Source organism: Rathayibacter rhapontici (genome assembly GCF_001995175.1).
In the GTDB taxonomy this organism is placed as follows: domain Bacteria; phylum Actinomycetota; class Actinomycetes; order Actinomycetales; family Microbacteriaceae; genus Rathayibacter.
In genome coordinates, this window is the sequence record NZ_MUKN01000049.1 from 19,231 (window position 1) to 27,613 (window position 8,383).

Consider the following 8,383-nt stretch of genomic DNA (forward strand, 5'->3'; position numbering starts at 1 on the left):
GCGGCGCGCGCTCGGGCGGCTAGGTTGGTCTGATGGAGCAGACCGAGCGTGCCCGCCCGCGCGGCCCCTACGCGAAGACGGCTCAGCGCCGGCAGGAGATCATCGAAGCGGCGACGACGGTGTTCGCGGCACGGGGGTATCACGGCGGGTCGCTCCGTGACATCGCGCGCCAGCTGGACCTCAGCCTCACCAGCGTCGTCCACCACTTCGGATCGAAGTACATCCTGCTGGAGGCCGTGCTCGAGCGGGCGAACGAGACGGGACTGGTGTCGTTCGAGAACGACTGCCGCGAGCTCGGTGTCGTGATCGCGTCGATGCGACTCGTCCGGTTCAACCTCCAGCGACCGGAGCTACTGCGCATCCTCGCGATGCTCGCCGCGGAAGCGTCCTCGACCGACCATCCGGCTCACCAGTGGTTCGTCGACCGGTACCGCTCGACGGTCGGGGCGTACCGCGACGCCCTCCGGGTGGATCAGGCGGCACGGCGGATCGATCCGTCGAGGGACGTCGAGCGTCTCGCCGAGATCCTGGTCGCCACCTGGGACGGACTGCAGCTGCAGTGGCTGATCGACCCCACCCGCGACATGGAAGCCGCGATGCGCGCCTACTTCGCCGCGATGCTCCCCGAAGCGCCGGTCGAGGATCCACCCGCGCCGCCCGTCTGAGAGGTCTCAGAGCCAGAGCACGACGTGCCGGCCCGCGATCGGCTCGACCGCGACGGGGGTGTCGTAGAGCGCCTCGAGATGCGGCGCCGTCAGCACCTCGGCCACCGGGCCGTGGTGCACCACGCGGCCGTCGCGGATCGCGACGATGTCGTCGGCGAACTGCGCGGCGACGTTGATGTCGTGCAGGACCACGACCACGGTCATCCGCCTCTCGTCGGCCAGACGGCGCAGGAGCTTCATCAGCACGACGCCGTGGCGCGGGTCGAGGTTGTTGAGCGGCTCGTCGAGGAGGAGGTGGTCGGTGTCCTGCGCGAGGGCCATCGCCACGAACGCACGCTGGCGCTGGCCGCCCGAGAGCTCGTCGAGGTAGCGCTCGCGGACGGCGCCGAGGTCGAGGGCGTCGATCGCGGCGTCGACCAGGGCGCGGTCCTCGGGGGTGCGGCCCGTTCCTCCGTGCGGGAAGCGGCCGTAGGCGACGAGGTCGTCGACGCTCAGGCGGATCGCGAAGTGGTTGTCCTGGCGGAGGATCGCCAGGCGCTTCGCGATGTCGCGGGAGCGGGTGGTCGCGACGTCCAGGTCGTCGACGGCGACGGATCCGCTCTCGGCCTTCAGCAGGCGGCCGATGGTGGAGAGGAGCGTCGACTTGCCGGAGCCGTTGGGCCCGATGATCGCGGTGAGGCCGGTGCCGAGCTCGAGCGAGACGTCGTCGACGGCGAGGGTCCGCCCGTGGCGGGTGGTGACCGAGGTGGTGCGGATCATGTCAGCGAGCCCTTCCGGTGAGCACGAGCAGGATGAAGAGGACGCCGCCGACGAACTCGACGACGACGGGCAGCTCGGTGCCGAAGCCGAGCACCCTGTCGAGGACGAGCTGCCCGCCGACGAGGGCGACGACTCCGATCGCCACCGCCGCCGGGACGCTGCGCGCGTGCCGGTGGCCGACCGCTCCGTAGGCGACGTTCGCGACGATGAGCCCGAAGAAGGTGACGGGGCCGACGAGCGCGGTCGACGCGGCGACCATGAGGGCGATCGCGACGATCGTGTGCAGCACGACCCTGCGGTGCTCGACTCCGAGCGAGACCGCGGTCGCCTCGCCGAGGGCGAGCACGTCGAGGGAGCGGCGGATCGGCCACAGCGACGCGATGGCCGCGACGACCACGAGGCCGGTCGGCAGCAGCAGCTCGCGGTCGACGGAGGTGAAGCTCGCGAAGGTCAGGTTCTGCACGATCGCGAACGTGTCGGGATCGAGGAGCCGCTGCAGGAACGACGTGACCGAGCGCAGCAGAACGCCGAGCACCAGGCCCGCGAGCACGATCACGTGCAGGTCGAGCCGGCGGCGCACGAACAGCCAGGAGTAGAGGGCGACGACGATGCCGGCCATCAGCAGGAGCTCCACCAGCCACGACGCGAGCGGAGGGGCGGCGACGAGGATCGTGGGGCCGATCACGAACGCGCTCACGACCTGGATCATCAGGAAGACGGCGTCGAAGCCCATGATGCCGGGGGTGAGGATGCGGTTGGCCGTGACGGTCTGGAACAGGACGGTCGCGACGCCGATGGCCGCGGCGGCGATCACCATGCCGAGCACGGTGCGGCCGCGGAGGCCCAGGGCGTACTCCCACTTCCCGGGCAGATCCGTGAGCAGGTAGAGCGCGATCGCGGCGAGGGCGGCGCCCGTCAGCAGGGCGAGGCGGACGGAGGGGGAGCGCAGCGCCGTCACGGGGCGACGCTCCTTCTGCGGCGGCGCGCGGTGTCGGCCGGGCCGATGAGCAGGCGGAGGAAGACGACTCCGCCGACGACGCCCATCACGAGCGAGATCGGCAGCTCGAAGGGGAAGCGGACGGTGCGGCCGATGAGGTCGCAGACCAGGACCAGCGCGGCTCCGAGCAGAGCGACGAGCGGGACGGAGCGGCGCATGCTGTCGCCGACCATCCGGCTGACGAGGTTGGGGACGATGAGACCCAGGAACGGGAGCGCGCCGGTGACCACGATCATCACTCCGGTGACCGCGGCGATGATGACGACGCCGGTGAGCATGACCGCCCGGGTATCGAGGCCGAGTCCGCGCGCGGTGTCCTCGCCGAGCGCCGCGACGGTGAAGCGGTCGGCGGCGATCCACGCGACAGCGGCGGCGGCCGCGGCGACCCAGAGCATCTCGTAGCGGCCGCGGAGGATGCCCGAGAAGTCGCCGATGCCCCAGTTGAGCAGCTCCTGCAGGGTGTCGGTGCGGTAGGCGACGAACGCGGCGACGGCGCCGATCACTCCGCCGTAGAGGATGCCGACGACCGGCACGAGCACGCTCGAGCGCGACGGGATGCGGCGCGCGAGCGCGAGGAAGCCGAGCACGCCGGCGAGGGCGCCGAGCGCGGCCAGCGCGGCCTTCGCTCCGACGGGCAGCTCGGGCGCGAGGAGGAGGACCGCGAGCAGGGCGAGGGTCGCGGCGTCCGTCGCTCCGGTCGTGCCCGGCTCGACGAGGCGATTGCGGGTGAGCAGCTGCATGATCAGGCCGGTGACGGCGAAGGCGGACCCGGCGAGCACGAGCGCGAGGGTGCGGGGGAGGCGGCTCTCGACGAGCACGAACGCGTCGAGCTCGGCGACGCCGAGGAACAGCGAGATCGTCGCGAGGACGGCCACGAGGACCGTCCCCGCGACGATCAGCGCGCGGGGGGAGGGGCGGTTCACGCTGGGAGGCGGCTCCGGTCAGCTCTGCATCGCGTCGTGCACGCTCTCGAGCACGTTCTGCACGGCGGTCAGGCCGTTGATCACGATGTAGAGCTCGCTCGCGGGCAGCAGCACGACGTGGTCGTCCTGCGCGGCGGGCGTCTGGGCGACGAGCGCGTTGTCGAGTGTCTGCTCGGCGGTGCTGCCCTCGCCGGTCGCCGCGCCGCGGTCGAACGCGAAGATCCACTCGGGAGCGGCGCTCAGGATGAACTCGTTGGTGACGGTGTCGCCGTGCGGGGAGCCCTCGGCACCGGGCAGCTCGGCCGCGGCGACCGCGGGGGTGAAGCCGAGGCCGTCGAAGAAGTAGCCGAAGCGCGAGCCCTCGCCGAAGGCGCCGTACTCGCCGCCCGAGACCGAGAGGACGAGGGCGGTGCCCGAGGCGTCCGCGGTGATGGACTCGACGAGCTCCTCGGTCGCGGCGGCCTGCTCGGCGACCTCGTCCTCGCGCTCGAAGATCTCGCCGAGCTGCGTCGCGCGCTCGAGGGCGGCGGCGGGGTCGAAGGTGCCGGCGTAGCTGCCGGTCAGGTCGATCGTGGTCGCGATCTCGGACAGCTCGTCGTACTGGCCGGTGCTGCGCGCCGCCGTGACGATGAGGTCGGGCTCGAGCTCGGCGACGGCCTCGAAGTCGGGCTCGAAGAGGGTGCCCACCTTGGGCAGGTCGGCGTACTCCGAGAGGTAGTCGGGGAGGGTGGCGTCCGGGATCGCGACGACCGCGTCGCCGGCGCCGATCGCGTGCAGGGTGTCGAGCGTGGCGATGTCGAAGGTGACGACGGCCTCGGGGGAGACGGGCACCTCGACCGACGTGCGGGCGGTCTCGCGGTCCTCCTGGTACGACTGCTCGCCGTCCTCGTCGACGAGGACGAGGGTGGGCTTCGCGTCCTCGACGACGATGGTCTCGGCGGTCGCCGGGGCGGCTTCGGACGCGCCGGACGAGCACGCTGAGAGGGCGAGCGCGGCGACGGCGAGGCCGGCGAGGGGCAGGGCGGAACGGAGTCTCGGTGAGGGGTGCATGAGGGTAGGCTACCCTAAGTGTGAGAGCGGCTCTCAGGGTGCGGTGCGAGATGCGGCGGCGTTTCGCGATGCCCGAACGGACTACGCGCCGCACCAGAACTGCAGCTCGGCGCCCGCGCTGTAGACGTAGTGCAGACCGGTGAAGCCGTGGCCGCCCGTGAAGTCCGTGCGGAACGCGTCGGTCGTCGGGTCGAGCTGGTACAGGATCCGCATCAGATCGCGACCCTCCGCGTCGGACGCCGCGATCGAGACGGACGTCCCCTCGTAGGCGTCGCTCGGGTAGGAGACGGTCAGAGTGATCTCGGGGTGGGCGGCGGTCGCCGAGGCTCCGAGGTCGACGGGGAGCGCGACGGCCTCCTGATCGTTCTCGGCTCCGCTGACGGGGTTGTAGTAGGTGCTGCACGCCAGCTGGTCGGGCGGAGCGATCCTGTCGCTGCCGGAGCTTCCGGCGCCTGCGGTCGCGCATCCGCTCATCGCACTGCGACCAGCAGCACCGTGCCGACGACGTGGAACGTTCGAGACCTCATCCGCTGACCCCTCTCCCCGGCCGCACCGTAGCAGGGGAGGGTATCGACGCGGGGCTGCGGGCCCATCGGGCGTCGAGCGTGGTGCCGTCGCTCGTCGTTCGACACTTTCCGCTGGTCCGAGTGCGTCAGAGCCGCAGGATGTGTCCAACGGTCCAACGGTCCATCGGCTTGAACGGGGGACGCCGCAGGGCCCGCCGACGCGCCAGACTCAGGTGCCGCCGCTCGGCGCCCCCGCAGGAGGAGACCGCCATGACCGCGACCGGCCAGCGCCCGACCGACGACGGCATGGCCGAGTTCGGCTACCGGCCGTCGCTGCGACGCGGCATCGGCCGTTTCGGCAGCTTCGCGGCCGGAGTCAGCTACATCTCGATCCTGACCGGCACGTTCCAGCTCTTCTACTTCGGCTTCGCACTCGGCGGGCCCGCCTACTGGTGGTCGTGGCCGATCGTCTTCGCCGGGCAGCTGACCGTGGCCCTCTGCTTCGCCGAGCTGGCCGGGCGCTACCCGGTCGCCGGCTCCGTCTACAACTGGAGCAAGCGCATCGCGGGCCCGACGGTCGGCTGGCTCGCGGGCTGGATGATGGCCACGGCGTCGGTCGTGACGCTCGCGGCCGTGGTGCTCGCGTACCAGGCGACGCTGCCGCGGATCTGGAGCGGCTTCCAGCTCGTCGGCGACGGCACGGGCACGAGCTTCGGGGTCAGCGCGGTGATCTGGGGCGCGATCCTCATCCTGTTCACGACCGTCGTGAACGCCGTCGGCGTGAAGCTGATGGCCCGGATCAACAGCACCGGAGTGCTGATCGAGCTGATCGCGGCGGTGCTGTTGGTGATCGTCCTCGCGGCGAGCGTCGTGAATCCGCCGACCGTGCTGCTCGAGACGACGGGCTACGGAGACGCGGGCGGCTACGCGGGCGCCTTCCTGATCGCGGCCATCGCCTCCGCCTACGTGATGTACGGCTTCGACACGGCCGGATCCCTCGCGGAGGAGACCGTCGATCCGCGCAGGACAGGCCCGGCCGCGATCCTCCGCGCCGTGATCGCGTCGTTCGTGCTGGGCGGACTGATCCTGCTGCTCGGGATCCTCGCGGCGCCCGACCTCGGCGATCCAGCACTCGGCGAGGCCTCGGGCGGACTGCAGCTGATCGTGCTGCAGGCGCTCGGCGGGCCGCTGGGCACGGTGTTCCTGCTCTGCATCGTGGTCGCGATCACGGTCTGCGCGCTCGCGGTGCACACGGCGGGCATCCGGCTGGTCTTCGCGATGGCGCGCGACAACGCCCTGCCGGGCAGCGCGGTGCTCGCGCGGATCGATCCGCGACGGCGCACCCCCCTCGCCCCCGCGATCGTGATCGGCGTGCTCGCGGTGCTGATCCTCGCGGTGAACATCGGCACCCCCGAGATCTTCACGGCGGTCACGAGCGTGGCGGTGGTGCTGATCTACCTGGCCTACCTGCTGGTCACGGTGCCGCTGCTCATGCGGCGTCTTCGCGGCGAGTGGCCGCGCGTCACGGGGTCGTTCTCGCTCGGGCGACTGGGGCTGCCGGTGAACGTCGTCGCGGTGCTGTGGGGCGCGGCGATGACGGTGAATCTCGCCTGGCCGCGCGTCGAGGTCTACGGCGACGCGGGGGCACTGCAGTACATCGCGCTGATCGCGGTCGCGGTGGTCGTCGTGGTCGGGCTGGGCTGGTACCTGCTGCGCGGGCGCCACCGCCTCGGGACCCTGCCGGAGCACGCGCGGGAGGAGTGACCCGCGCGCGCGCTCCGCGAGAGCTCAGTCGCGTGCCAGCTCGACGGTCGTCGTCACTCCGAGGGCCGACACCTTGTAGCTGATGACGTCGTCGTCGTAGCTGAAGGTCTTCGTCGCGTCGCTCGACGCCAGCATCGCCGTCGCGGTCTGCGTCGTGTCGTTCTGGGAGTCCCAGGTGTACGAGGTCCCGGCGTCGGTCGGTGCCTCGTACGTTCCTGCCCAGTAGAGGGCGGTCGTGTCTCCCCCGTCCGAAACCCATTCGACTGTGATCGCGGAGTCGGTGATCGTCGCGGTCTGGAAGCTGTCCGGCGAGTTCTTGTTCGACTGGGTCCACGTGCCAGTGAGGTCGAGCGGGGCGGCCGCAGGCTCACTCGCCTCCGAACCGGCTTCGGCGGGCGTCGTCTCGGATGCTGTCGAGGCGCATCCCGAGAGAAGGAGGAGGGTCAGGGCGAGGGGAGCGGCGCGGCGGATCACCACCGAAGCCTATGGTCCGCGGCGGAATCTGCTGCGCGCGACCTCTTTCGGGGTCAGGCGGGCCTCCGCGGAACGAGTTGCCCGAATCGGTCGTCGGATGCGGCGTGTCGGGGACTTTTCCGGGCAACTCGGCGGAGGCGGGCGCTCGCGCCAAGCAGGCGTCACTCCGCGCGGACCTCGCTCGCGGACTTGTCGGCGCGCCAGCCGCGCCAGACGGGCTGGCGCAGGGTGCCGGAGGAGGTGCGCTCGCGGTAGCGGACCTCGCCGACCAGCACGGGCTCGACCCAGTGCACGCCGCGGGCGTCGACCGGCGGGACCGAGACGGCGGGCTCCTGGGTCTCGTGCTCGCCGAGGCGGGCGACGAGGCCGCGGCGCTCGCGGTCGCTGAAGCCGGTGCCGACGCGGCCGGAGTAGGCGAGGCGGCCGTCCTCGGCGGGGATCGCGGTGAGCAGCGAGCCGACCGAGCCCTGCAGGCCGCCCTCGCCGGGGCGCCAGCCGACGATCACGACCTCCTGGACGCGGTGGTGGGTCAGCTTGATCCAGTCGCCCGAGCGCGCACCGACCCGGTAGCGGGAGTCGCGGCGCTTGGCGACGACGCCCTCGAGGCCGAGCGCGAGGCTCGTCGCCATCGCCTCCTCGAGGTCGCCGTCGAAGACGTCGGGCACGTGCACGCGCTCGTTCTCGGCGACGAGCTCGACCAGGGCTTCGCGGCGAGCGGAGTAGGGGGAGCCGGTGAGGTCCTCGCCGGCGCGCTCGAGCAGGTCGAACACCATCAGGTGCACGGGGGTCGAGCGCGCGGCGGCCTCGATCTCGCGCGCCTTCGTCAGGCCGCCGCGGGTCTGCAGGGCGCCGAAGTCGGGGCGTCCGCGGGCGTCGAGGGCGACGATCTCGCCGTCGAGGACCGCGTCGCCGGCGGCCTCCGCGAGCGGGGCGTGCAGGTCCGGGAAGGCGGGGGTGAGGTCGTTGCCGTTCCGGCTGGTCAGGGTCACTGTGCCGTCGTGCACGCGCACGATCGCGCGGTAGCCGTCCCACTTCATCTCGACGGCGGAGTCGTCGCCGATGTCGAGCGGGCGGCCCTTGGTCGCGAGCATGGGGCGGTACTCGCGGCGCGGCTCCGGCGCCTCGCCCTCGACGGGAGGCTCGTCGAGCGCAGCCTTCGGGGCCCCCGCTGCCCGCGCCTTCCCCGCCGCCGGCCGCCCGTGCGACCCGTGCCCCCCATGCGCCCCCGGCGCCATCCAGGTGCAG

Annotated in this window: 9 protein-coding genes; 2 read left to right on the forward strand and 7 right to left on the reverse strand. The window is 72.0% G+C overall.

Annotated elements, in window-relative coordinates; translation table 11 throughout:
• The first annotated feature begins 32 nt into the window (after window positions 1–32).
• A complete protein-coding gene (locus B0T42_RS14515) occupies window positions 33–665 on the forward strand; it encodes a TetR/AcrR family transcriptional regulator (protein ID WP_077223745.1) in 633 nt (210 codons plus the stop codon).
• A gap of 6 nt (window positions 666–671) precedes the next feature.
• On the opposite strand, the gene B0T42_RS14520 is transcribed toward B0T42_RS14515, so the two are convergent.
• From B0T42_RS14520 to B0T42_RS14540, 5 genes are all read right to left on the reverse strand, one after another.
• The gene (locus B0T42_RS14520) at window positions 672–1,424 is read right to left on the reverse strand and encodes an iron ABC transporter ATP-binding protein (RefSeq protein ID WP_077223746.1); all 753 of its coding nucleotides are present in this window, start codon (window positions 1,422–1,424) and stop codon (window positions 672–674) included.
• Between the two features lies 1 nt (window position 1,425).
• Complete coding sequence (locus B0T42_RS14525) at window positions 1,426–2,382, reverse strand: iron chelate uptake ABC transporter family permease subunit (protein WP_077223747.1); 957 nt, start codon at window positions 2,380–2,382, stop codon at window positions 1,426–1,428.
• Complete coding sequence (locus B0T42_RS14530; protein WP_201788552.1) at window positions 2,379–3,344, reverse strand: iron chelate uptake ABC transporter family permease subunit; 966 nt, start codon at window positions 3,342–3,344, stop codon at window positions 2,379–2,381. Before B0T42_RS14530 ends, B0T42_RS14525 begins: the two co-directional genes overlap by 4 nt.
• 18 nt (window positions 3,345–3,362) lie before the next feature.
• A complete protein-coding gene (locus B0T42_RS14535; RefSeq protein ID WP_077223748.1) occupies window positions 3,363–4,394 on the reverse strand; it encodes a siderophore ABC transporter substrate-binding protein in 1,032 nt (343 codons plus the stop codon).
• A gap of 81 nt (window positions 4,395–4,475) precedes the next feature.
• Window positions 4,476–4,868 carry a hypothetical protein gene (locus tag B0T42_RS14540; protein ID WP_077223749.1) on the reverse strand — a complete coding sequence of 131 codons (393 nt, stop codon included), beginning with the start codon at window positions 4,866–4,868 and terminating at the stop codon, window positions 4,476–4,478.
• A gap of 302 nt (window positions 4,869–5,170) precedes the next feature.
• On the opposite strand from B0T42_RS14540, the gene B0T42_RS14545 reads away from it, so the two are divergent.
• Window positions 5,171–6,664 (forward strand): APC family permease, encoded by a 1,494-nt coding sequence (locus B0T42_RS14545; protein WP_077223750.1) that lies wholly within the window; start codon window positions 5,171–5,173, stop codon window positions 6,662–6,664.
• Between the two features lie 24 nt (window positions 6,665–6,688).
• On the opposite strand, the gene B0T42_RS14550 is transcribed toward B0T42_RS14545, so the two are convergent.
• Together B0T42_RS14550 and ligD are read right to left on the reverse strand one after the other, a co-directional pair.
• Window positions 6,689–7,138, reverse strand: coding sequence for a hypothetical protein (locus B0T42_RS14550; RefSeq protein WP_236720310.1), 450 nt, complete (start codon window positions 7,136–7,138; stop codon window positions 6,689–6,691).
• Window positions 7,139–7,299: 161 nt separating this feature from the next.
• The gene (gene ligD / locus B0T42_RS14555) at window positions 7,300–8,229 is read right to left on the reverse strand and encodes a non-homologous end-joining DNA ligase (RefSeq protein WP_094742771.1); all 930 of its coding nucleotides are present in this window, start codon (window positions 8,227–8,229) and stop codon (window positions 7,300–7,302) included.
• Window positions 8,230–8,383 lie beyond the last annotated feature (154 nt).

Coding starts and splice junctions, on each gene's coding strand:
- B0T42_RS14545 (WP_077223750.1), top strand. CDS start 5,171: ATGACCGCGACCGGCCAGCGCCCGACCGACGACGGCATGGCCGAGTTC.
- B0T42_RS14535 (WP_077223748.1), bottom strand. CDS start 4,394: ATGCACCCCTCACCGAGACTCCGTTCCGCCCTGCCCCTCGCCGGCCTC.
- B0T42_RS14540 (WP_077223749.1), bottom strand. CDS start 4,868: ATGAGCGGATGCGCGACCGCAGGCGCCGGAAGCTCCGGCAGCGACAGG.
- ligD (WP_094742771.1), bottom strand. CDS start 8,229: ATGCTCGCGACCAAGGGCCGCCCGCTCGACATCGGCGACGACTCCGCC.
- B0T42_RS14515 (WP_077223745.1), top strand. CDS start 33: ATGGAGCAGACCGAGCGTGCCCGCCCGCGCGGCCCCTACGCGAAGACG.
- B0T42_RS14520 (WP_077223746.1), bottom strand. CDS start 1,424: ATGATCCGCACCACCTCGGTCACCACCCGCCACGGGCGGACCCTCGCC.